The organism is Streptomyces sp. NPDC018833, from assembly GCF_044390825.1.
Lineage (GTDB): Bacteria > Actinomycetota > Actinomycetes > Streptomycetales > Streptomycetaceae > Streptomyces.
In genome coordinates this window covers 134023-156888 of sequence record NZ_JBIRZM010000016.1, presented here as the reverse complement: position 1 = coordinate 156888, position 22866 = coordinate 134023, and the positions used below count along the sequence as shown (strand labels likewise).

19 protein-coding genes are annotated in these 22866 nt (G+C 70.8%); 3 read left to right on the top strand and 16 right to left on the bottom strand.

From position 1 onward, the window contains the following. Positions 1-89: 89 nt before the first annotated feature. The 7 genes from topA to bldG form a co-directional block, all read right to left on the bottom strand. Positions 90-2966 (bottom strand): type I DNA topoisomerase, encoded by a 2877-nt coding sequence (gene topA, locus ACH5AF_RS27885; RefSeq protein WP_398905298.1) that lies wholly within the window; start codon positions 2964-2966, stop codon positions 90-92. Between the two features lie 224 nt (positions 2967-3190). Beyond that, entirely contained in the window at positions 3191-3388 is a 198-nt protein-coding gene (locus ACH5AF_RS27880) for a hypothetical protein (RefSeq protein WP_398905297.1), read from the bottom strand. 312 nt (positions 3389-3700) lie between these two features. Then, on the bottom strand, positions 3701-5284 hold the full coding sequence (locus ACH5AF_RS27875; RefSeq protein ID WP_398905296.1) for a methyltransferase: 1584 nt from the start codon (positions 5282-5284) through the stop codon (positions 3701-3703). Between the two features lie 198 nt (positions 5285-5482). Continuing rightward, complete coding sequence (locus tag ACH5AF_RS27870) at positions 5483-6070, bottom strand: small secreted protein (RefSeq protein WP_398905294.1); 588 nt, start codon at positions 6068-6070, stop codon at positions 5483-5485. Positions 6071-6258: 188 nt separating this feature from the next. Then, positions 6259-8667 carry a sodium-translocating pyrophosphatase gene (locus ACH5AF_RS27865; RefSeq protein WP_398905293.1) on the bottom strand — a complete coding sequence of 803 codons (2409 nt, stop codon included), beginning with the start codon at positions 8665-8667 and terminating at the stop codon, positions 6259-6261. A 643-nt stretch (positions 8668-9310) separates the two neighbouring features. Further along, entirely contained in the window at positions 9311-9763 is a 453-nt protein-coding gene (locus ACH5AF_RS27860) for an ATP-binding protein (protein WP_398905292.1), read from the bottom strand. 93 nt (positions 9764-9856) lie between these two features. Continuing rightward, the gene (bldG, locus tag ACH5AF_RS27855; protein ID WP_093799810.1) at positions 9857-10210 is read right to left on the bottom strand and encodes an anti-sigma factor antagonist BldG; all 354 of its coding nucleotides are present in this window, start codon (positions 10208-10210) and stop codon (positions 9857-9859) included. 79 nt (positions 10211-10289) lie between these two features. On the opposite strand from bldG, the gene ACH5AF_RS27850 reads away from it, so the two are divergent. Beyond that, positions 10290-12818 carry a DEAD/DEAH box helicase gene (locus ACH5AF_RS27850; protein WP_398905291.1) on the top strand — a complete coding sequence of 843 codons (2529 nt, stop codon included), beginning with the start codon at positions 10290-10292 and terminating at the stop codon, positions 12816-12818. Here the strand turns inward: ACH5AF_RS27850 and ACH5AF_RS27845 are convergent. The 7 genes from ACH5AF_RS27845 to ssd all read right to left on the bottom strand — a co-directional run bounded on the left by ACH5AF_RS27845 (position 12709) and on the right by ssd (position 17860). After that, positions 12709-13119 (bottom strand): Rv3654c family TadE-like protein, encoded by a 411-nt coding sequence (locus ACH5AF_RS27845; protein WP_398905290.1) that lies wholly within the window; start codon positions 13117-13119, stop codon positions 12709-12711. The two genes, ACH5AF_RS27850 and ACH5AF_RS27845, sit on opposite strands and share 110 nt — an antisense overlap. Continuing rightward, positions 13116-13589, bottom strand: a complete 474-nt coding sequence (locus ACH5AF_RS27840; protein ID WP_398905289.1) for a TadE family type IV pilus minor pilin — start codon at positions 13587-13589, stop codon at positions 13116-13118. The genes ACH5AF_RS27845 and ACH5AF_RS27840 overlap by 4 nt, the downstream gene beginning before the upstream one ends. Positions 13590-13632: 43 nt before the next feature. Next, positions 13633-13902, bottom strand: a complete 270-nt coding sequence (locus ACH5AF_RS27835) for a DUF4244 domain-containing protein (protein ID WP_398905288.1) — start codon at positions 13900-13902, stop codon at positions 13633-13635. A gap of 73 nt (positions 13903-13975) precedes the next feature. Continuing rightward, positions 13976-14767, bottom strand: coding sequence for a type II secretion system F family protein (locus ACH5AF_RS27830; protein ID WP_398905287.1), 792 nt, complete (start codon positions 14765-14767; stop codon positions 13976-13978). Next, positions 14764-15597: a type II secretion system F family protein gene (locus ACH5AF_RS27825; protein ID WP_398905352.1), complete on the bottom strand. Its 834-nt coding sequence runs from the start codon at positions 15595-15597 to the stop codon at positions 14764-14766. The genes ACH5AF_RS27830 and ACH5AF_RS27825 overlap by 4 nt, the downstream gene beginning before the upstream one ends. Positions 15598-15611: 14 nt before the next feature. Beyond that, on the bottom strand, positions 15612-16760 hold the full coding sequence (locus ACH5AF_RS27820; protein ID WP_398905286.1) for a TadA family conjugal transfer-associated ATPase: 1149 nt from the start codon (positions 16758-16760) through the stop codon (positions 15612-15614). After that, the gene (gene ssd / locus ACH5AF_RS27815) at positions 16757-17860 is read right to left on the bottom strand and encodes a septum site-determining protein Ssd (RefSeq protein WP_398905285.1); all 1104 of its coding nucleotides are present in this window, start codon (positions 17858-17860) and stop codon (positions 16757-16759) included. Before ssd ends, ACH5AF_RS27820 begins: the two co-directional genes overlap by 4 nt. A 475-nt stretch (positions 17861-18335) precedes the next feature. On the opposite strand from ssd, the gene ACH5AF_RS27810 reads away from it, so the two are divergent. Next, positions 18336-19226 carry an HAD family hydrolase gene (locus ACH5AF_RS27810; RefSeq protein WP_398905284.1) on the top strand — a complete coding sequence of 297 codons (891 nt, stop codon included), beginning with the start codon at positions 18336-18338 and terminating at the stop codon, positions 19224-19226. A gap of 322 nt (positions 19227-19548) precedes the next feature. On the opposite strand, the gene ACH5AF_RS27805 is transcribed toward ACH5AF_RS27810, so the two are convergent. Next, on the bottom strand, positions 19549-20376 hold the full coding sequence (locus tag ACH5AF_RS27805) for an oxidoreductase (RefSeq protein WP_398905283.1): 828 nt from the start codon (positions 20374-20376) through the stop codon (positions 19549-19551). Positions 20377-20498: 122 nt separating this feature from the next. Between ACH5AF_RS27805 and ACH5AF_RS27800 the strand changes: the two genes are divergently transcribed. Continuing rightward, positions 20499-21485, top strand: a complete 987-nt coding sequence (locus tag ACH5AF_RS27800) for an ATP-binding protein (protein WP_398905281.1) — start codon at positions 20499-20501, stop codon at positions 21483-21485. A gap of 56 nt (positions 21486-21541) precedes the next feature. On the opposite strand, the gene ACH5AF_RS27795 is transcribed toward ACH5AF_RS27800, so the two are convergent. Further along, entirely contained in the window at positions 21542-22831 is a 1290-nt protein-coding gene (locus ACH5AF_RS27795; RefSeq protein WP_398905279.1) for a hypothetical protein, read from the bottom strand. Positions 22832-22866: the final 35 nt, after the last annotated feature.

Sequence of the window (22866 nt, the reverse complement as noted above, 5' to 3'; positions counted from 1 at the left end):
GCAGCCGGGGCCGGGTACGCGGCGGCCGGAAGTGCCTCCCGGCCGCCGTCTCGGTTTCCCCGGCTCCTCGCCCGGAGCCTCTCGGCTCCCTACTCCTCGCCCGTAGCCGCCGACGCGTTGGCCGACGCCGCGGCCCTCTTCGTGGCGGTCTTCTTCGCCGGGGCCTTCTTGGCGGCGGCCGTCGTCTTCGCCGCCGTCGTCGTCTTCTTCGCGGCCGTGGTCTTCTTCGCGGCGGTGGTCTTCTTCGCCGCCGTCTTCTTGGCCGCGGTCTTCTTCGCGGGCGCCTTCTTGGCCGCCGTCTTCTTCTTGGCGGGCCCCTTGGCGCGCTTCTCCGCGAGCAGCTCGTACCCGCGCTCCGGCGTGATGTCCTCGACGCTGTCGCCGGTGCGCAGCGTCGCGTTCGTCTCGCCGTCAGTGACGTAGGGGCCGAAGCGGCCGTCCTTGACGACGACCGGGCGCTCGCTGACCGGGTCCGTGCCCAGCTCCTTCAGCGGCGGCTTGGCCGCGGCCCGACCGCGCTGCTTGGGCTGCGCGTAGATCGCGAGGGCCTCCTCCAGCGTGATGCTGAACAGCTGCTGCTCGTTCTCCAGCGAGCGCGAGTCGGTGCCCTTCTTCAGATACGGGCCGTACCGGCCGTTCTGCGCGGTGATCTCGACGCCTTCGGCGTCGGTGCCGACCACGCGGGGCAGCGACATCAGCCTCAGCGCGTCCTCGAGCGTGACCGTGTCCAGCGACATGGACTTGAACAGCGACGCCGTACGCGGCTTGACCGCGTTCTTACCGGTCTTCGGCGTGCCCTCGGGCAGCACCTCGGTGACGTACGGGCCGTAGCGGCCGTCCTTGGCGATGATCTGGTGTCCGGTCGCCGGGTCGGTGCCCAGCTCGAAGTCACCGCTCGGCTTGGCGAGCAGCTCTTCCGCGTGCTCCACGGTCAGCTCGTCGGGAGCGAGGTCCTCGGGGACGTCGGCGCGCTGGTGGCCCTCCGCCTCCTTCTCGCCGCGCTCGACGTACGGACCGTAGCGTCCCACGCGCAGGACGATGCCGTTACCGACGGGGAAACTGGAGATCTCGCGGGCGTCGATCGCGCCCAGGTCGGTCACCAGCTCCTTGAGGCCGCCCAGGTGGTCGCCGTCGCCGTTGCCCGCCTCGGACGCGGCGCCCGCCGCGTCGCCCTCGCCGAAGTAGAAGCGCTTCAGCCACGGCACGGCCTGCGCCTCGCCCCGCGCGATGCGGTCGAGGTCGTCCTCCATCCTGGCGGTGAAGTCGTAGTCGACGAGCCGGCCGAAGTGCTTCTCCAGCAGGTTGACCACGGCGAAGGAGAGGAACGACGGCACGAGCGCCGTGCCCTTCTTGAAGACGTAGCCGCGGTCCAGGATCGTGCCGATGATCGAGGCGTACGTCGACGGGCGGCCGATCTCGCGCTCTTCCAGCTCCTTGACCAGCGACGCCTCGGTGTAGCGGGCCGGCGGCTTGGTGGCGTGGCCGTCGACCGAGATCTCCTCGGCTGACAGGGCGTCGCCCTCCGTGACCTGCGGGAGGCGCCGCTCGCGGTCGTCCAGCTCGGCGTTCGGGTCGTCGGCACCTTCCACGTATGCCTTCATGAAGCCGTGGAAGGTGATCGTCTTGCCGGACGCGGTGAACTCGGCGTCACGGCCGTCGGATGCCCGGCCGCCGATCTTCACCGTGACGCTGTTTCCGACGGCGTCCTTCATCTGGGAAGCGACGGTCCGCTTCCAGATCAGCTCGTAGAGCCTGAACTGGTCGCCGGTCAGTCCGGTCTCCGCGGGAGTGCGGAAGCGGTCACCCGAAGGCCGGATCGCCTCGTGCGCCTCCTGCGCGTTCTTGACCTTGCCGGCGTAGGTGCGGGGCTTGTCGGGCAGGTAGTCGCCGCCGTACAGCTGCGTCACCTGGGCCCGGGCCGCCGCGACGGCGGTGTCGGACAGCGTGGTGGAGTCCGTACGCATGTAGGTGATGAAGCCGTTCTCGTACAGCTTCTGCGCGACCTGCATCGTCGCCTTGGCCCCGAAGCCGAGCTTGCGCGAGGCCTCCTGCTGCAGCGTGGTCGTGCGGAACGGCGCGTACGGCGAGCGGCGGTAGGGCTTGGACTCGACGGAGCGCACCGCGAAGGACGCGTCCTGGAGGGCCGCGGCCAGGGCGCGGGCGTTCGCCTCGTCGAGGTGCAGCACCTGGTCGCTCTTGAGCCGGCCGTCCGGACCGAAGTCGCGGCCCTGCGCGACGCGCTGCCCGTTCACCGTGTTGAGGCGGGCCGTCAAGGTCGAGGGGTCGGAGGTGTCCCCGGCGCGGCCGGTGGCGAAGGTGCCGGTCAGGTCCCAGTACTCGGCGGAGCGGAACGCGATGCGCTCGCGCTCCCTCTCTACGACGAGCCGGGTCGCGACGGACTGCACACGTCCGGCGGACAGCCGCGGCATGACCTTCTTCCACAGGACCGGCGAGACCTCGTAGCCGTAGAGGCGGTCGAGGATGCGCCGGGTCTCCTGGGCGTCGACCATGCGCTTGTTGAGCTCGCGCGGGTTGGCGACGGCGTCGCGGATCGCGTCCTTGGTGATCTCGTGGAACACCATGCGGTGGACGGGGACCTTGGGCTTGAGGACCTCGAGCAGGTGCCACGCGATGGCCTCGCCCTCGCGGTCCTCATCGGTGGCGAGGAAGAGCTCGTCGGACTCGGCGAGCTGCTCCTTGAGCTTCCTGACCTGGGCCTTCTTGTCGGCGTTCACGACGTAGATCGGCTGGAAGTCGTGCTCGACGTCGACGCCGAGCCGGCGCACCTCGCCGGTGTACTTCTCCGGCACCTCGGCGGCGCCGTTCGGCAGGTCGCGGATGTGCCCGACGCTCGCCTCGACGACATAGCCGGGGCCGAGATAGCCCTTGATCGTCTTCGCCTTGGCAGGCGACTCGACGATCACGAGTCGGCGGCCGCCGTGTGCGGTCTCGCTGGTCGGGGACAACTTCGCTCTTCTCTCCGGTCGACATTCGATGGGCGCTCACGGCGGTGCGGTACGCGGTACTGCAAGCGTTACGGCACTGCTGTGGCGCTGCTGTCGCTGCGGAGTGTGACGGTACAACCCGCCCCCGTGTCAAACGGCAAAAGACCGCAACGGCCACTCGAACGGTAACCCGACTCCAGCCTTTTCTGCCGCCCGGACCGGCACGTCTTCGCCTGTGCGCTGCTTCAGACGCGTGCGAAGCACCACACCCCGAGCGCGAGGAAGGCCGCACCGAAGAGGATCCCGAAGGCGGTGGCCGTGGCGGGGCTCACTCCGTGCGCGACGGGTGCACGGTATGCGAGCCGTGTCCCCGTCCACAGCAGCAGCCCGGCTCCGAACAGCGCGAATGCCGTCCCGGCGAAGATCGCTGGCCCGCTCTCCATGCCCGTACCCGGTCCTTCCCTGGCGCCATGGATGTCGGATGCCGAGGCTGCCACCCGCGGGCGTCGGCCGCGCGAATTCCGGGTGAACGGCGTGTGGGTTCACCCACGCGGTCGCGTCGGCAACTTTTTTCGGAGGAGGCCGCTCCCCTTCTCCTCCCTTCTTTGTGGTGGCGGGGCGCGCCTTCTGGCGGCGGGCTCGGGCCGGTGCCGGAGCGGGCCCGTTCCGGGCGGGAGCCGCTGACCGAACATTGGCCGGTTTTCCCGCGCCGAGCGGCGTGAACCGTGCGGTCCCGTGTTGTCCCGTGCGGGTCCCTAGGCCGTCCTGCCCGGATTGCCAGGACTGCCCGGACTGGTCGGGCCGATCGGATCGGCCGTCGTGGCGGGATCGGTCGGATCGGTCGAATCGGCCGGTTCGAGGAAGCCCTCCTCCACCAGGAGTCGCAGCGCCTGCGGCGTGCGGTCACGCAGCAGCACCGGGTCCTCGTCGATCAGCTGGGCGATGGCGTCCAGGATCCGTCCGGCGCTCAGCGTCCCGTCGCACACCCCCGCGAACCCCGCGCCCACGGTGTCCACCTTGGTCGCCCGCCGCATGCCCCGGTTCTGGCGCAGGACCACGTGCTCCGGGTCCTCGGCACCCGGCAGCCCGACCTGCTCCTGCACCACCTCCGGCGCCAGCCGGAACCGGTCGGAGAGAAGCGCCGCGTCGTCGTGCGTGCGCAGGTAGTCCTGCCGGTCGAAATGCGCGCGCACGGCATCGCCGAGCGGCTGCTCGACGGGGTGCGGCCACTCCTCCGTCACGATCGAAGGCCGGTCCGCACCGGACCTGCGCAGCGTGATCCATCCGAAGCCGACCGCCTTGGTCCTGCGCGCCTCGAACTCGTCCAGCCAGGCGTCGTACCGTGCCGCGTACCGCGCGGGATCGCTGCGATGGTCGCCGCTGTCGCGCAGCCACAGCTCCGCGTACTGCGTGATGTCCTGCACCTCGCGCTGGATGATCCAGGCGTCGCAGCCGCGCGGCACCCACGAGCGCAGCCGCTCCTGCCAGTCCTCCCCCTCCACGTGCTGCCAGTTGGCGAGGAACTGGGCGAAGCCGCCCTCGTTCAGCCTGTCGCCCGCCTGCTGGACGAGCGAGCGGCACAGATCGTCCCCGCCCATCCCGCCGTCCCGGTAGGTCAGCCTGGCACCGGGGGAGATGACGAAGGGCGGGTTGGACACGATCAGGTCGAACGTGTCCGAGGCGACCGGCTCGAACAGCGAGCCCTCCCGCAGATCGGCCTCCTGTGCGCCGGACAGGCCGAGAGTGAGGCGTGTGAAGTGCAGGGCGCGCGGATTGAGGTCCGTGGCCGTGACCCGCGTCGCGTGCTGCGCGGCGTGCAGCGCCTGGATGCCGGATCCCGTGCCCACGTCGAGCGCGGAGTCCACGGGCATCCGCACGGTGATGCCGGCGAGCGTGGTGGAGGCGCCGCCGACGCCGAGGACGACTCCCTCGCCCTGTCCCCCCGCCCCGCCCGCGCCGCCGACGGCGCAGCCCAGGTCGGACACGATGAACCAGTCCTGTCCCTGCGGCCCCCCGTACGGCCGGACGTCCACGGTGGCCCGGACCTCGTCCCCGTCGCGCAGCACCCAGTCGTCCGCCAGACACTCCTCTATCGGCAGCGCGGCACGAGCCCGCCCGTACGCCAGGGGCCGCTGCAGAAGGAACAGCCGCACGAGCGTCTCCAGCGCGGTGTCCCCGCGGGTGGCGCGCAGGGCGGGCACGGTCTCGCTGCGCGCGAGCGCCGCGTACGCAGGGGCTCCGAGCAGGTCGAGAAGACCATCGGCGGTGAACCCGGCGGCGAGGAAGGCGTCGCGAAGCCGGGGAGCGTGATCGGGCGCGGGAAGACTGGTCGTACTCACGAACCCATTGTGGCGGCCGCCACTGACAATCGCCGCCCCGCCCGACCCGGGGTGCACATGCGGGCCGGGCGGCGGCGGCATGGCCGGCCGGGCCTGACGACATGGTCGCGACGCGGGCCGCCGGAGCCCGACTTGTCCCACACGCCGGCCGAGTGGCGCCTCAGACAGCCGCGTTGCCGTGCGCCGAGGCGCTGGTGGTCACGCCTTGCTCGGGGACGCGGACGCACCCGACGCGGGGCTCGACGTCTTGGCCTTCTGGCAGCCCGGCTGCTTCGCCATGGCCTTGCCCAACTCACCCGATTGCAGCTTGGCCAGCGCGGCCTGATCCATGCGCTCGATCTTCTTCAGGCCGTCCGCCACCTCCTGCAGGCCGTCGGCGAACTTCTGCTGGTCCTTGGGGTTGAGGTCGTCGACCTTCTTCTTGAGCGCCAGGTACTCCGTGGCGGTGGCCTCGAGTTCGTTCACCGCGTCCGTACGGAGCTTCTCGCCGTTGTCCACCGGCGGTACGCCGGCGTCCCTGACGGCCTTGGCAAGTGCCTTGTCCGCGGCGGCGATGTCCGCGAACGCCTTGGAGTCGGCTGCCTGGATGTCGGCGGGCTTGCCGTCAGCGGCCGTCGAGATGATGGCCTGCTGGGCGTTCGCCCTCTTCTGGATCTGCGGCTGTGCCTGGTCACAGACCTTCTTGGCCCAGGCGTTCGCCTTCTCTTCGCCGTCGTCCCCGCATCCCGACAGCGCCAGTACCAGTACCGCACCGCCGGACACTGCGGCCGCAAGCTTCTTGTTCACCGGATTGGTCCCTTCCAAGGCTCTCTCGGCCCCGGAACATACACGCCAAGTGGGCGACAAACGCGTGTCGTGCGTCCGATTCATCACCTATGAAGCCATTTGCACCAAGGGAGACATGACTCACCCGCACGCGCGAACGGGCGGGCGCCGCGTCAGTACGCGCCGCCCGCCCGTGCATTGAGCAACTGTCAGGAAACCACCGCCGGATCGGGCGACTTGGCGCTGCGTTCGGCCGTGCCCTCCTCATCGTCGCCCACGGCGATGCCGCGCCTCTTGGAGATGTACACGGCACCCACGATGACCAGCATGGCGATCACGGCCACCACCGCGCGGACGCCGGCATTGGAGTCGTCCCCGTAGCTGAACTGGACGACCGCCGGCGCGATCAGCAGCGCCACCAGGTTCATCACCTTCAGCAGCGGGTTGATCGCCGGACCGGCCGTGTCCTTGAACGGGTCGCCGACCGTGTCACCGATCACCGTCGCGGCATGTGCCTCACTGCCCTTGCCGCCGTGATGACCGTCCTCGACGAGCTTCTTGGCGTTGTCCCAGGCACCACCGGAGTTGGCGAGGAAGACGGCCATGAGCGTGCCGGTGCCGATCGCGCCGGCCAGGAACGCCCCGAGCGCGCCGACGCCGAGCGAGAAGCCGACGGCGATCGGTGTCATCACGGCGAGCAGACCCGGAGTCGCCAGCTCCCGGAGCGCGTCCTTGGTGCAGATGTCCACGACGCGGCCGTACTCCGGCTTCTCCGAGTAGTCCATGATCCCCGGGTGCTCGCGGAACTGCCGCCGCACCTCGTAGACCACGGCGCCCGCCGAGCGGGACACCGCGTTGATCGCCAGTCCGGAGAAGAGGAAGACGACCGCGGCCCCCAGGACCAGACCCACCAGGTTGTTGGGCTGGGAGATGTCCATGACCAGGTTCATCGGGGCACCGTCACCGAGCCTCTCGCCGACGTCCCTGGCCGCGGTCGAGATGGCGTCGCGGTAGGAGCCGAAGAGCGCGGCGGCGGCGAGCACGGCCGTGGCGATGGCGATGCCCTTGGTGATGGCCTTGGTCGTGTTGCCGACGGCGTCCAGGTCGGTGAGGACCTGCGCGCCCGCGCCCCTGACGTCGCCGGACATCTCCGCGATGCCTTGGGCGTTGTCGGAGACCGGCCCGAAGGTGTCCATCGCGACGATGACGCCGACCGTGGTGAGCAGGCCGGTGCCGGCCAGCGCCACCGCGAACAGGGCGAGCATGATCGACGTGCCACCGAGCAGGAACGCCCCGTACACACCGAGGCCGATCAACAAGGCGGTGTAGACAGCCGATTCGAGGCCGATAGAGATGCCCGCCAGGACCACGGTCGCGGGCCCGGTGAGCGACGACTTGCCGATGTCCCGGACGGGACGCCGGGTGGTCTCGGTGAAGTAGCCCGTCAGTTGCTGGATCAGGGCCGCCAGGACGATGCCGATGGCGACGGCGACAAGTGCGAGAACACGCGGGTCGCCGTCGTGTGCCCGGACCGCGGCGTCGCCGACACCGTCCAACTCGGCGTACGAGGACGGCAGGTACACGAACACCGCGACGGCCACCAGGATGATCGAGATCAGCGCGGAGATGAAGAACCCGCGGTTGATGGCGGTCATCCCGCTGCGGTCGGCGCGCCGCGGGGCGACCGCGAAGATGCCGATCACCGCGGTGACCACGCCGATCGCCGGGACAATCAGCGGGAAGGCGAGTCCGGCGTCACCGAAGGCCGCCGAGCCGAGGATGAGGGCCGCCACGAGCGTGACGGCGTACGACTCGAAGAGGTCGGCCGCCATGCCGGCGCAGTCGCCGACGTTGTCGCCCACGTTGTCGGCGATGGTCGCTGCGTTACGCGGGTCGTCCTCGGGGATGCCCTGCTCGACCTTGCCGACAAGGTCGGCGCCGACGTCGGCCGCCTTGGTGAAGATTCCACCGCCGACACGCATGAACATGGCGATGAGAGCGGCTCCCAGGCCGAAGCCTTCGAGCACCTTGGGCGCGTCGGCCGCGTAGACGAGCACGACGCAGGACGCGCCGAGCAGGCCGAGGCCGACCGTGAACATGCCGACCACACCGCCCGTACGAAACGCGATCTTCATGGCCTTGTGCGCGACGGCCGTCAGATCCTTTTCCGGCTCTCCTTCCTGCGGGGTCGCTTCCCGTGCGGCCGCCGCCACCCGGACATTGGCGCGCACGGCGAGGCGCATGCCGATGTATCCGGTGGCCGCCGAGAAGATCGCGCCCACCAGGAAGAACACCGAGCGCCCTGCACGCTGCGACCAGTCGTCGGCCGGAAGAAGCATGAGAAGGAAGAACACCACCACGGCGAACACGCCGAGGGTGCGCAGCTGCCGCGCGAGATAGGCATTCGCGCCTTCCTGAATGGCTGCCGCGATCTTCTTCATGGAATCGGTGCCCTCGCCGGCGGCGAGGACCTGGCGCACGAGCAGCTGGGCGACGACCAGGGCCGCGAGCGCGACGGCTGCGATGACCACCACGATCATCCGGTTGTCGTCCGTGAGTACCGCGGCTGCGTAAGAAGTGGGATGATCGGTCATTTGTGGTTTGACGAGCCCCGCCATTCGTCCTCCTTGACGTTCAGAGCTCAAGATGTGGACGGATTGTAGGTACCGGAACCTGATCAAAACAGGGCGCGGCAAATGCAATTGACCTTCGCTCGCTACCCAGCAAATGATCGCGCCCCAAAAAGGCCCCCGAAAGAAGTAATGGGGCAAAGGCATTGACCGTTGATCAACGATCTAGAAATGTGAAAGATGCCCTGCTCAGCAGGGCATCTTCATATGAGATGAACCGGAGAAACCGAAAGATCGATCACCTGGAGGTTCGTCAAGCCCGCGCAGCGGGCCGGCCGCCACATCTGTCCGGTCCACCACGACACTCTCCGGCCGCCAGGCTGGTTCGTCGTTTTTGGTCGGCACGCACTGGGCCGATCGGGTCACGACAGGCCTGGGCCCCGAGGGATCCGCGAAGTCCGGCGCCGAGGCGGCGGCCAGGGCGGAGCGCCACGGACGCGCTGACAGACGGGGGCTGGGCACAACTGGATGGGTGCCGGCAGACCCAGTGGGTGCCTGGAAGGGGGCCATACGGGGCCGACGGGGTGGGTGGGCCGACAGGGCCGAGCGGACCTTCTGGAGCGGCTGTCAGAGCCCGGGGCGGGCGAGCCCGCGCAGGCGGGCCCCCGCGGCGGAGGCCGGGCCCGACGGGTCAGGGTGCCGCTCGGTCAGGGGCCGCGGCGACCGGCGCCGCGGGCCAGCTCATCCGGATCACGCCGCCGCCCTCGGACGACGAGACCTCCATGTCGTCGACGAGGCCGCTGATCACCGCGAGCCCCATCTCGTCCTCCTCATCGGCGTCGGCCGCGGCCTCGTCCGCGGCGCGCCCGCCCGCGGCCGCACCGCCGCCCGAGCCGGGGACCTCGTCACCGACCTCGATCGAGAAGGTCTTCTCCTCCTCGGACAGCAGGACCCTCACGGGCGCCGTGAGGCCATGGCTGCGGTGCAGCCCGACCGCTCGGCTGCAGGCCTCGCCGACCGCGAGGCGGACCTCGTCCAGCACCGCCTCGTCGACCCCGGCCCTGCGCGCGACGGCAGCGGCGACCAGCCGGGCTGTCCTGACGTGCTCGGGCTGGGCGCTGAAGCGGAGCTCAACGGTGGCCATGCAGATCCCCCTCGGACGTACGAGCGTGACTCTCAGGGGCCCGGGCTGGATGCCCGGTGCCCCTCACTACTTCCGGCGGTCTCCGGCCGACCGTCAGTCGGTCGCCGCGACGGCTTCGTCGACCGAGGTGTGGATAGGGAACACCTTGGTCAGACCCGTGATCCGGAAGATCTTGAGAATGCGCTCCTGGTTGCAGACCAGGCGCAGCGAGCCCTCGTGAGCGCGCACGCGCTTCAGGCCGCCGACGAGCACGCCGAGGCCGGTGGAGTCGAGAAAATCCACGCCCTCCATGTCGACAACCAGGTGGTAGCTGCCGTCGTTCACCAACTCGACCAACTGCTCGCGCAGCTTGGGCGCGGTATACACATCAATCTCGCCACCGACCTCGACGACCGTACGGTCGCCACCAGGGCCGGACACATTGCGAGTCGACAGGGACAGGTCCACGGATCCTCCAGCACCTTGCTATCGAGCGGCCGCCCCCTCAGGTCTCCCCGACGGAGCCGGAGGACGGTCGCCAGCCGCGATGGCATTCAATCACTTACCAGCAGCCATGCACGACGCCTTGGGACCATTGTCCGTCTCGCCAGTGACACACTCGGTGCCGATGGCCAAGAATCACCGTCCCAGACGACCTCCCGAGAGCGGGGAAACCCGACCCTCCCCCGGTGCGGTTCTCGACCGGCTCGCCACGGGGGCGAACCGGGCTGCGCGCATCACTCATACGGAGCACTTGCCCCCGCGACCGGGCAGGCATGCATTCTGGCCCGACCGCATTCGCACGGAAGTGATCAGCGCGGTGCAGGAGGCGGGCATCGACCACCCGTGGGCCCACCAGGCGGCCGCCGCCGAGCACGCCCTGGACGGCGAATCCGTGGTCATCGCGACGGGCACCGCCTCGGGCAAGTCGCTGGCCTACCTCGCCCCCGTCCTCAGCACCCTCCTCGACGGCGCCGATTCCCCGAACGGCCGGGGCACCACCGCCCTGTACCTGGCCCCCACCAAGGCCCTCGCCGCCGACCAGCTCCGCGCCGTCAAGGAGCTCGCCGCTCCCCTGGGCAACCGCATCCGGCCGGCCGTCTACGACGGGGACACGCCCGTTGAGGAACGCGAGTGGGTGAGGCAGTACGCCACCTACGTGCTCACCAACCCCGACATGCTGCACCGCGGGATACTCCCGTCCCACGCCCGCTGGTCCTCCTTCCTGCGCTCCCTGCGCTACGTCGTGATCGACGAGTGCCACACCTACCGGGGCGTCTTCGGCTCCCATGTCGCCCAGGTGCTGCGCCGCCTCCGCCGCCTGTGCGCCCGGTACGGCGCGAACCCCGTTTTCCTCCTGGCCTCCGCCACCGCCGCGGCCCCGGCCGTGGCCGCAGGCCGCCTCACCGGCCTGCCCGTGAAGGAGGTCGCCGACGACGCCTCACCACGTGGCGAGCTCGTCTTCGCCCTCTGGGAGCCGCCGCTCACCGAGCTCCACGGCGAGAGGGGCGCCCCGGTGCGCCGCACCGCGACCGCCGAGACCGCCGACCTCCTGACCGATCTGACCGTGCAGGGGGTGCGCAGCGTCGCCTTCGTACGATCCCGCCGCGGGGCCGAGCTGATCTCCGTGATCGCCAAGGAGCGCCTCGCCGAGGTGGACCGCTCGCTGCCGCGGCGCGTCGCCGCCTATCGCGGCGGCTACCTCCCCGAGGAACGCCGCGCCCTGGAACGCGCCCTGCACTCCGGTGAACTCCTCGGCCTCGCCGCCACCACCGCCCTCGAACTCGGCGTCGACGTTTCCGGACTCGACGCGGTCGTGATCGCCGGCTACCCGGGGACCCGCGCATCCCTGTGGCAGCAGGCCGGCCGTGCGGGACGCTCCGGCCAGGGCGCCCTCGCCGTCCTCGTCGCCCGCGACGACCCGCTGGACACTTACCTCGTCCACCACCCCGAGGCGCTGTTCCGACGACCGGTGGAGTCCACCGTCCTGGACCCCGACAATCCGTATGTCCTCGCTCCCCACCTGTGCGCGGCCGCTGCCGAACTCCCGCTCACCGAAGCCGATCTGGAGCTCTTCGGTCCCGCCTGCGCGGACCTGATGCCCCAGCTGGAGAGCGCCAGGCTGCTGCGTCGGCGGGCCTCCGGCTGGCACTGGACACGGCGTGAGCGGGCCTGCGATCTCACCGACATCCGGGGCGGGGGCGGACGGCCCGTCCAGATCGTCGAGGCCGCCAGCGGCCGCCTGCTCGGCACGGTCGACGAGGCCGCCGCCCACACAGCCGTCCACGACGGTGCCGTCCATCTGCACCAGGGCCGTACCTACCTGGTCAAGCAGCTCGACCTGGAGGACTCCGTCGCCCTGGTCGAGGAGGCCAACCCGCCGTACTCGACCACCGCTCGCGACACCACCGCCATCTCCGTTCTCGACACCGACATCGACATCCCCTGGGGCGACGGGCGTTTGTGCTACGGCTCCGTCGAAGTCACCAACCAGGTCGTCTCCTTCCTCCGCCGCAGGGTCGTCACGGGAGAAGTGCTCGGCGAGTCGAAACTCGACCTCCCGCCGCGCACTCTGCGCACCCGGGCTGTGTGGTGGACGGTCACGGAGGACCAGCTCGACGCCGCACGGGTCGGACCGGAACAGCTCGGCGGGGCCCTCCACGCCGCCGAGCACGCCTCGATCGGCATGCTGCCTCTGTTCGCCACTTGCGATCGCTGGGACATCGGCGGTGTGTCCGTCCCGCTCCATCCCGACACGCTGCTCCCGACGGTCTTCGTGTACGACGGGCACCCCGGCGGCGCGGGCTTCGCCGAGCGTGCCTTCCACACGGCCCGTGACTGGCTGACCGCAACCCGTGAGGCCATCGCGTCCTGCGAGTGCGAGGCGGGCTGTCCCTCGTGCATTCAGTCGCCCAAGTGCGGCAACGGCAACGACCCGCTGCACAAGCGTGGTGCGGTCCGTCTGCTCACGGAACTGCTCCGGGGCGCCCCTGCGCAGACGCCGGACGAGCAGGACCCGTCAGCCGCACCTGCGGAGGGGCCTGAGCCGGGTCGTGCGGCCCCGCCCTCGACCTGACCTCGGGCGCGTACGGCCCGAAGCGGGAGCGTGCGATCACATCGGCGATCTCTCCTGTCACCACGCAGCGGGAGATCTCCGCAGCCTGCGCCCGGGCCACCTCGGCAGCCTTGGCACATGCCGCGTCCCGGCCGCTCAGGGCATGGTCGGCCGCCGCGAGGGCCGCCAAGTCGGCAGCCGCGCCCGCGCGATGACGTGCCACGACCGCCTGGCCCATCGCCAGCACGACCGCGAAGACCACGCACAGCACCGTGGTGGCGGAGGCCACCCAGACGGTGGCCGAGCCCCGGTCCCGGTTCATGGCGCCACCGCCACGCCGGCCGGCACAGCGACTCCCGAGCGAGCCGAGGCCCGCACGACACTCACCTCGGCCCCGCCGGACCGGCCCGCTGCCGCACCCCCCGACACGGCGTCGTCCGGACCACCGGCGCGCTCGGCCGAGGCCGCCTCCGCGCCCACCGTGTCCTCGGCCAGGGCCGCCGCCTCCGCACTCAAGGTGAGCCCCAGCCCACCTGGGCCGGGGGCATCCGCTTCCACCCGTACCCGCCACAGGTCGCCTGCCCTGGCCAGAGTCACCCGCGCTCCGGACGGCGCCGCGGACCGTGCGGCGGCGACCGCCGCCGCACGCGGCTCGGACCTGGCCGCCGCCCGGGCCCCGGCCCGTGCCGCGTCCCCGCACTGGATCTGCGCGGACGCGGCCATCAGCGCCCAGACGAGGGCCATGACGAACACCACCAGAGCCGGAACCGCCACGGCCGCCTCCGCGGTCACCGACCCCTGGTCTCTTTCCGCGGCTGTGCCCTCTCCTCTTCCCTCAGAACTGGGCATCGAGGGCCTTGCCGATCAGCTCCTGGAGTCCCTTCGACACGGCGTCGCTCGTGACGACCTTGTACAGAACGGCCGCGAAGCCGCAGGCGGCGATCGTCCCTACCGCGTACTCGGACGTCGTCATGCCCTTGTCCGTGCGCAGCGCGCCTGCCAGGCCGCGCAGTGGGCCGAGCCGGCCTCCGTGCGGTCGGTGCCCGTCCGACCGGTGCCCGTGCGACCGGTGTCCGCTCAGTCGGTGCCACAACGTGTTCCACATGGTCAACCTCCAGTTGTCGTAGTGCCTTTACGCGTTTGAGAAAGCAGCGAGAGATCAGAGAAAAGAGTCGCGGTCAGTCGGCGGCCAGCAGTCCGCCCGCCAGCCCGATCACCACCGGAGCCACGCCAACCGCGAGAAAGGCGGGCAGGAAACACAGGCCCACGGGTGCCGTGATCAGCACCTGTGCCTTCCTCCCGCGTGCCGCCACCGCCCGGGCACGGTCCGCCCGGAGCCTCTCGGCCAGCCGTGCAACCTGCTCCGCTGCCGGAGCGCCAGTCAGGTCAGCGCGTTCCAGGCAGCGGGCCAGTGGTCCGGCACCCGGAATCCCGGCGAACCAACCCCATGCGTGGGCCGGTTCACCGCCGAGCCGCAGCTCGGCCGCGGCTCTGGCGAGTCGTTCCCCGAGGTGCCCGCCCAGCGACTCGCCCACGGCTTCCGCCGCCTCACGCGGCCCCGCGCCGGCCGAGATGCACGCGGCCAGAAGATCGGCGGCGAGCGGGAGTTGACGCGCTGCTTCGTGCCCGCCCCCGGCGTCCCCAAGAGCGGCCGCCGCCGCGCGGCGGCCCCGGCGTCGGAGCCAGTGCCGTATGCCGGCCCCCGACACGATCCCCGCGATGCCGCCGGCCACTCCGCCGATCAGGACGTAGCAGATGGCTGCGGCACCGAACGGTGCCGCCCATTGTTTTGCCCTGCCAGCCAACTCGGCCCTGCTGCAACGCTGTTCGCGCTCCACCGACAGCAGCGCCTCGATACGGGTGCGCACCGCCCCGCCACGGCGGTGCGCCGCGATCACCCAGCCGACGCACGTCACCGCCGCGACGCCGGCCAGCACCGCCCCCAGCCTGTGGACAACCTCCGGGCTCATGCCTCCTCCCCCGCCCGTACGATCCGGCCCGCCCAGAACAGGCCGGCTGCCTCCAGCAGTCCTCCGGCCACCAGACAGGCGATACCGCCCGACGTGTGGAACAGGACCGCCAGCGGGTCCGCGCCGAGTGCCCAGCCCATCCCGAGCCCGGCGACGGGCAGCAGCGCGAGAAGCATCACGGTCGACCACGCGCCGGCCAACTGTGAGGCAAGATCCTCCCGTTGGTCCCGCTCCGCGCGCAGCGCCGCCTCCAGCCGGTCCAGTCCGGCAGCCAGGCCCGCACCGCTGTCCACCGCCACCCGCCAGCAGGCGGCGAGCCCGGCCAGGCCCTCCGCACCGGGCTGCCGTGCCGCGGCCCTGAGGGCGTCGGCCACATCGCCGCCGAACCGCGCCGCCGCCAGGACGGCGGCCTCCCCCTCACCGAGCGCCTTCGTCGCCCTGGCGCCGAACAACAGCGCCTGCCCCGGCTGTAGTCCGGCCCGCAGTTCGCCCGCGACCGCCCCGCACAGCGCGACCACCCCCTCGGCCCTGCGGTCCTTCTCGCTCCTGCGCTGCCGGGCCCGCAACCGCCGCCGTACCAACGGCACCGCCACGGCCCCCACGACGAGCGGGACGACGGATTTCCCGAGCACGGCGACCACCAGCGCCGCAGGCAGGCACAGCCACTCCCTGCGTGGCCGCACCGCGGGCAGCACCCGCTCCCACGACCACCACGGCGGCCCGGCCACGACCCCGCCGCCCGCGAGAAGCAGCCGCGCACGGCGCAGGCCCTGGTCCTGGCCGGTGATCAGCCAGGCGGCGGCCCCGGCGCAGACCGCCGCCGCACACATCGACTCGGTCGCCCTCACAGCGCATCCCCGATCAAGGCGCGCAGCCGTGCCCAGCCGTCCTCGCGCGTGAACGCCTCCGCGCCCCACTTCAGCGCCGGAACCGTCACCACCAGACCGGCCTCGTCCCGCTCCAGCACATGCACCTCGGCGATGCGGCGCCGTCCGCCGGCGTCGCGCGCGAGATGGACGACGACGGACAAGGCCGCGGCCAACTGGCTGTGCAGCGCCGTCCGGTCGAGCCCCGCCGCAGTCCCCAGCGCCTCCAGCCGCGCCGGCACGTCCGCCGCGGCATTGGCGTGCACAGTGCCGCAGCCCCCTTCGTGCCCTGTGTTGAGGGCGGCCAGCAGTTCGGTGACCTCGGCGCCCCGGACCTCTCCGACGACCAGCCGGTCGGGCCGCATGCGCAGCGCCTGCCGGACCAGGTCCCGCAGGGTCACCCGCCCCGCGCCCTCCTGATTTGCGGTACGCGATTCGAGACGCACCACGTGGGGATGGTCAGGCCTCAGCTCCGCCGAGTCCTCCGCGAGCACGATGCGCTCCCGGTCGCCCACCAGTCCCAGCAGGCTGCTCAGGAGGGTCGTCTTGCCCGAACCGGTCCCGCCGCTGATCAGGAAGGAGAGCCGGGCCGCGATCAGCGCTCGCAGCACGCGCTCGCCGTCCGGCGGAACCGTCCCCGCCGCGACGAGCTCACGCACCGAGAAGGCCCGTGGCCGCACCACCCGAAGCGACAGACACGTGGAGCCGACCGCCACCGGAGGAATCACGGCATGCATCCGCGTCCCGTCCGGCAGCCGTGCGTCCACCCAGGGGCGGGCGTCGTCCAGCCTGCGCTCCGCCACTGCCGCGAGCCGCTGCGCCAGCCTGCGCACCGAGGCGGCGTCGGGGAATGTCACCTCCGTGAGCTCCAGGCCCCTGCCCCGGTCCACCCACACCCGGTCCGGTGCGGAGACCAGCACATCGGTGACGGACGGGTCGGACAGCAAGGGCTCCAGCGGGCCCGTGCCCACCAGCTCGCCCCGTAACTTCTCGGTGCCGCCCAGCACTTCGGCGTCGCCCAGCAGCCGTCCCTGCGCCCGAAGGGCTGCCGCCACCCTGGCCGGTGTCGGCTCGGCACCGCTCTCCGCCAGCCGCTGCCGTACGGCTTCCAGCAGTCCTGTGCTCATGAGACCGTCTCCCCGGCCAGCGCCTGCTCCCAGAAGGCCGTGCAGAACCTGGCCAGCGGCCCCCGCCCGCCCGCGCCCGGCGGCGCTCCGCCGTCCTGGGCCGCCGGCAGCCCGGCATCGACGGGCAGTTCGCCCGCGAGTGGCAGGCCGAGGGCGGCCGCTACCCACTGCTCGTCCAGGCCCGAGGCGTACGGACCGCGGACCACCACGCGCAGGTCCGTCAGGACCATGCCCACTACCGACGCGACCCGGTTCGCCGCGGCGACCGCGCGCAGTTCGCCGGGGACCACCAGCAGCCCCAGGTCCAGCTGGGCCAGTGCCTCGGCCACGCCCTCGTCGACGCGGCGCGGCAGATCCACGACGACCACGCCGCCCCGCCGGCGCGCCGCCGCCAGCACCGACCTCATCGCCTCCGGCGGAACGACGACGGAATCGCCGCGGTCCCAGCTGAGCACCCGCAGCTGGTGCAGCTCCGGCAGCGACTCCTCCAGCGCCCCGCCCGCGACACGACCCTTGGAAGCGGCGAAATCAGGCCATCGCCGGCCTTCGGTCTGCTCGCCACCGAGCAGGACGTCCAGGCCACCGCCGAGCGGGTCCCCGTCGACGAGCATGGTCCTCCGGCCGACGCGGGCCGCCGTCACGGCAAGGGCGCAGGCCAGCGTCGATGCCCCGGCGCCACCCCGGCCGCCGATGACTCCGACGGTCAGTGCCTGCCGTCCGACGCCCTCGGCGACGTCCGCGATCCGGTCGACGAGCCAGCCCTCCGCGTCCGGCAGGCGCAGGACGCTGTCGGCCCCGATCTCCACGGCCCGCCGCCAGACGTCGGGGTCGTCCTGGTCACGGCCCACGAGCAGCACTCCGCGCCGGCGAGTGGCCCCGCGGCACCGCTCGGCCGCGTCGTCCCCGACAAGGACCAGGGGGGCGCCCTCCCAGGCGCCCTTGCGCTCGGGCACCGTGTGGTGGACGTCGGGCTCGGCCCCCGCCGCGGCGCACAACCGCAGAAGGTCGTCGAGCAGATCGGCGTCCTCGGTGACGATCAGCGGTCCTTCGCGCCGCCCCTCGGCAGCGCGGGGACGGTCCGATGTGATGGATCCGGCCACGATCTCCACCCCTCTTCCAGCGATCTCGCCCGGTGGCGAGATCCGTGATTCCTTCCAGCCACGAACTTCGCGGCTGGAATCACGGTGCAACCCACTGAAAAACCGTGTGGATCTTGCCGAAAAACTGTGGACAACCGGCCACTTGTGAATATCTCCGTAGCCCATACCGGTGAGCGTCAAAGGCTCCCGGAGCGCAGCACAAGGACTACTCAGGGTGAGAAATTTGGAGGTGCGCCTTCCGCCTCACCCGCAGGTGGCGCAGACGCGCAGCGGGCGGCGACGGCCGCGAAAACGAGAGAAAAACCCGTCCGGACATGCGACGACCCCCGCCGGGGGGGAGAGCGGGGGTCGTCTCTCCGGCCGACTCGGGGGGGGAGGAGCCGGACCGGGTTAGCACGGTCGCGAACGATCCGTGACTTCCATGGTGTACCCGAGAGCCTTCTCAGGCAAACCCACACGCCCCAGGGTACGCCGAATGGCGGGCACATATGCTCAGCCCGTGGAAAACCACTCCTTGCCGCGCACGGCCGCCTTCTTTGACCTGGACAAGACGGTCATTGCGAAGTCTTCGACACTGACCTTCAGCAAGTCCTTCTACCAAGGCGGGCTGATCAGTCGGCGCGCCGCGCTGCGCACCGCCTATACCCAGTTCGTGTTTCTCGCGGGCGGCGCCGATCACGACCAGATGGAGCGGATGCGCGAGTACCTGTCCGCGCTCTGCAAGGGCTGGAACGTGCAGCAGGTGAGGGAGATCGTCGCCGAGACCCTGCACGATCTCATCGACCCGATCATCTACGACGAGGCCGCCTCCCTCATCGAGGAGCACCACGGGGCCGGCCGGGACGTGGTCATCGTGTCCACCTCCGGCGCCGAGGTCGTCGAGCCCATCGGCGAGCTGCTCGGCGCGGACCGCGTCGTGGCCACCCGCATGATCGTCGGCGACGACGGCTGCTTCACGGGCGAGGTGGAGTACTACGCGTACGGACCGACGAAGGCCGAAGCCGTCAGGGAGCTCGCCGCATCGGAGGGCTACGACCTGGAACGCTGCTACGCGTACAGCGACTCCGCCACCGACATCCCTATGCTCTCCGCGGTGGGCCACCCCTACGCCGTCAACCCGGACCGCGCCCTGCGCCGCGAGGCTGCACTGCGCGACTGGCCGGTTCTCGTCTTCAACAAGCCGGTCCGGCTGAAGCAGCGGCTTCCCGCGTTCTCGATGCCTGCACGACCGGCCCTGATGGCCGCCGCGGCGGTCGGAGCGGCGGCCGCGACCGCCGGACTCGTCTGGTACGCCAACCGCCGCCGAGCCGCGACGCGGGCGGCCCGGACAACCGGCCGACTCCACCCCCGGTTCGCCCGTATTTGAACCTAAAAGTAAAGAAGTCCGGCCAGGCCTTTCCCTTCCTGGCCTGCTGGAGTACAAAGGATTCAACGGCCCGCGAGACCGAGGACATCCGAAAGGATCACCTTTGAACGCAAACAAGGCCCCACGGACCGAAGCATGAAAACGGAGCACCCACGCGACGTCGACCCGTCGATTACGGGCCAGCCGCACCAGGTGACGGGCAAAGTTCCCGACCTGATGGGCAACCTTCGAGGACGCATGGTAACTCTGTGGACATGCCAGCGGCGGTACCAAATGGTACCGCCGCAACCCATTTCGGCAGGATTTGGGGCCTCTCGCCGCCTCAGGCGGCGCCGCGCTGCAGCGCCTCGCACACCGCAGTCGACTCCCTGACCCCGAGTTCCACGGACCGCCCGCAATGGGCGATCCACGTCGCCATGCCCTCCGGCGTGCCGGACAGATACCCCTCGAAGGCGGCGGTGTAGGCCGCGCGACCCTGCTCGGCGTGTCCGACCTCCGCCGGGCAGATCGACTTCGGGTCCAGGCCGCTGCCGACGAGAACGATCCGCTCGGCCGTCCGCGCGACCAGACCGTTGCACGAGACGAACGGGCGCAGCGCAAGCAGCTCGCCGTGCACCACGGCGGCCGTCACCAGGGCCGGCGCGGAGCTGCCCGTGATGATCAGTTCCGCCAGCCCGTCCAGGCGCGCCGCCACCTCGGCCGCGCCGGGCAGCGGGACCTCGATCAGCGGCTCGTCGACCGGCTCGCCGGCCAGACGCGGCCTGCCCACCGTCTCGTCGGCGCTGTCGCCGCTCGCCGCGACCAGGTGCAGCCTGGCCAGCACCCGCAGGGGTGACTGCCGCCAGATCGAGAGCAGCTGGCCGGCCTCTGCCGTCAGCCTCAGGGCCGCACCGACGGTGCGCGCTTCGGCGTCGCTGCCGAAGTCGGTGCGCCTCCGCACCTCCTCCAGCGCCCAGTCGGCACCCGACAGGGCGGCGGAGGCGCGGGCTCCGCGCAGTGCGGCCTCTGAGGTGATCTCGTTGCTGCGCCGCCGCATGACCCGGTGCCCGTAGACCCGGTCGACGGCTTTGCGCACGGACTCCACGGAGTCGGCGACGCCAGGCAGCGTGCCGAGAGTGGCGAGAGGGTCCGACGACGCGTTCGTACTCATAGGTAGCGAGGCTACCGCCCGGGGCCCGTGCCCCACCTTGGAGTGGTCTTCTTCACGCACATGGACAACGGCTTCACGCACATGGACAACGGCCGACGCTCGTACCACTACGCTAGGTGAACATGAAGATCGCTTTCGTAGGGAAGGGCGGCAGCGGGAAGACGACGCTGTCCTCGCTCTTCATCCGCCATCTGGCCGCCGCTGAAGCGCCTGTCGTCGCGGTGGACGCCGACATCAACCAGCATCTCGCGGGCGCTCTCGGCCTCGACGACGCGGCGGCGGCCGCTCTGCCCGCGATGGGCGCGCATCTGCCGTTGATCAAGGAGTATCTGCGCGGTACGAATCCGCGAATCACCTCGGCCGAGGCGATGATCAAGACCACGCCGCCCGGGGAGGGCTCCCGGCTGCTGCACGTCGTCGAGGACAACCCGGTGTACGAGGCGTGCGCACGGACCGTGCGGCTCGACGACGGCGAGATCCGGCTGATGGCCACGGGGCCGTTCGCCGAATCCGACCTCGGCGTCGCCTGCTACCACTCCAAGGTCGGTGCGGTCGAACTGTGCCTGAACCATCTGGTGGACGGGCCGCGGGAATACGTCGTCGTCGACATGACCGCGGGCTCCGACTCCTTCGCCTCCGGGATGTTCACCCGTTTCGACATGACGTTCCTGGTGGCCGAGCCGACCCGCAAGGGCGTGTCGGTCTACCGCCAGTACAAGGAGTACGCCCGGGACTTCGGGGTGTCGCTCAAGGTCGTGGGCAACAAGGTCCAGGGCCCGGACGACCTGGAGTTTCTGCGGGACGAGGTCGGCGATGACCTTCTTGTCACGGTCGGGCACTCGGACTGGGTCCGGGCGATGGAGAAGGGCAGGCCGCCGCGGTTCGAGTTGCTGGAGGCCGCCAACCGGACGGCGCTGCATGCCCTGCAGGACGCTGCCGAGGACTCGTACGCGCACCGGGACTGGGAGCGCTACACCCGCCAGATGGTCCACTTCCACCTGAAGAACGCGGAGAGCTGGGGGAACGCGAAGACAGGGGCGGACCTGGCGGCCCAGGTGGATCCGGCGTTCGTGCTCGGCGAGCACACTGCGGTGCCGCAGCCGGGCTGACCACGACACGAGGGCGGTCCGGCCGGACCGCCCTCGTGCTCCCTGCGCGGCAGCCCTCAGCGCCGCTGCTCCTGCTGCCGCTGCGCCTCCCGCTTCGGGGCGGGCGGGGCGGCCGGCGCCACGGGCGGCGTCGAGAGGAAGTCGGACCAGCCGCCCTTGGGCGCCTCACCCACCTCCAACTGCCGCAGTTTTTCCAGAACCAGCGGATCCTGCGCGTCCAGCCAGTCGACCAGCTGACGGAACGACACGCACTTCACGTCGCTCTTCACGCAGACCTTCGCGATCGTCTCCTCGATCGCCTTCATGTACGTCCCGCCGTTCCAGGACTCGAAGTGGTTGCCGATGAAGAGCGGGGCGCGGTTGCCCTTGTAGGCGCGGTCGAAGGCCCGAAGGAGTCCGTCGCGCATCTGGTTCCCCCAGTACTTGTGCATCGACGGAGTGCCCTTGGCCGTGCCCGACTGGTTGACCATGAAGTTGTAGTCCATCGACAGCGTCTCGAAGGCTCGGCCGGGGACGGGGACCATCTGAAGGGACAGGTCCCACAGGCCAAGCGTCTTCTTGGGCCACACCTGGTCGTTGACGCCGCTGGTGTCGTAGCGGAAGCCGAGGTCCCGCGCCGCCCGCACGAAGTTGTCGCGGCCCTCCAGACATGGAGTGCGCGCGCCGATGAGCTCCTGGTCGTAGTCGAAGGGCAGCGGCTCGGCCGAGGCGAGTCCGGCGTTCGTCCGCCAGTTCTTCACAAAGGACTTGGCCTGGCTGATCTCGCTCTTCCACTCCTTGACGGACCAGGTGCCGACCCCGCCGTCGTTGCCGCAGAAGTGCCCGTTGAAATGGGTGCCCACCTCGTTGCCGTCCAGCCAGGCACCGCGCAGCTCGCGCACGGTGTCCCTGATTCCCTCGATGTCGTTGAAGCCGATGTCGGAGCGGCCGACAGCGTGCTTGGGCGGGTCGTACAGGTGCCGCTTGCCCTCGGGCAGGAGATAGACGCCGCTGAGGAAGTACGTCATCGTCGCGTTGTACTTCTTGCCGACCTTGCGGAAGTGGGAGAACAGCTTCTGGCTGTCCTCCCCCGCGCCGTCCCACGAGAACACCACGAACTGCGGGGGCTTCTCACCGGGCTTGAGCCGCTGCGGCCTGAGCAGACCGGGCTGGGCTCCGGTGAAGGCGGTTGAGCCGTCTCCGATGAGGCGGACCGCGCCCCTGGGGGCGCCCCCCTTTTTCTGGGCGGGCGCGCCGTGCTTGGTGCCCGATCCGTTCGCGCCGCCAGACCCGGAACAGCCCGCGAGTCCTGCGAGGAGTGCCGTGGCGACTGTGCCGACGGCGGCGGCCTTCTTCGTGACAGGCATCCGTCCACCCTCTTTCGTATGCCGATACGACTTTC